Origin of the sequence: Streptomyces sp. SPB074, assembly GCF_000154905.1 — a bacterium.
In the GTDB taxonomy this organism is placed as follows: Bacteria; Actinomycetota; Actinomycetes; order Streptomycetales; family Streptomycetaceae; genus Streptomyces.
This window is the reverse complement of record NZ_GG770539.1, coordinates 6,372,272-6,373,119: the sequence shown is the minus strand read 5'-3', so window position 1 is coordinate 6,373,119 and position 848 is coordinate 6,372,272. Positions and strand designations below refer to the sequence as shown.

The following is an 848-nucleotide window of genomic DNA, read 5'->3' as shown; positions in this document are numbered from 1 at the left end:
CCTCGCGCGTACGCCCCGGGGACGCCGCTCAGAAGCGGAAGACGTCCCCGGTCTCCGCGCGCAGCACGCACGGGTTCGGGTAGGTGTGCCGCCAGGAGGTGGCGCGGCCGAGGTGGTCGCCGGTCAGGGTGACGGTGACGGGCTGGTAGCGCCTGACGCAGTCGCGGGGTGTGGCGCGCAGCCGGCCGGGGCGGCCGTCGGCGGCGGCGAGCGCGGCGCAGGCCGCGGCGGCGTGCGGGTGGGTGCCGCGCGCGGGGCGCGGGGCGCAGTCGAGCGTGACGCGGCCCGGCCGGGTGGCGTCCTCGGGCGCCGCGGTCAGGAGCAGGCCGTGTCCCGGGGCGGGCCCGGTGGGCGACAGGCCGGGGTCGCCGGGCGCCGGGGTGTCGCGGGGCGCGTCCTGCTCGGCGGACTCCGGGCTGCCGGGCGCGGGACGTTGCGGGGCGGGGCGGTCGGCGGGAAGCGGCGGGGGCGCCGCCCGGGCGGTCGGCAGCAGTGCCGTACCGGCCAGGAGCGCGACCGCGAAGCTGGTGACGAGACGCATGGAGGACTCCTCGTGCGGGGACTGTGGTGCGGCGCCGCGCGGGCGGGCGCCGCGCTCAGTCCTCCCCTGTCGCCGGGCGCGCGGGACGGGCCGCCGGGAAGCCGGACGCCCACGGGTGAGGGCGCGCGGCTGTACGGCGGAGCGTGCGCGGGCACGCCGCGCGACCCCGGCGCGCTCCGTCCGCCGGGCAACCCGGGGGCCCGAACACCCCTCTGTACGGGTGGAAGTGCGGAGTGCGGGCGGCGAGGAAGGCAAGGCATGGACGACGGCGGGTTCTGGCCGCTGCGCGCGGTGACGGGGGTGCTGC

The 848-nt window shown here is 80.7% G+C and carries 1 protein-coding gene; it reads right to left on the bottom strand.

The genetic code is table 11. The features are described from left to right. Positions 1 to 28: 28 nt before the first annotated feature. Entirely contained in the window at positions 29 to 541 is a 513-nt protein-coding gene (locus SSBG_RS27210; protein ID WP_008749270.1) for an SSI family serine proteinase inhibitor, read from the bottom strand. Positions 542 to 848: the final 307 nt, after the last annotated feature.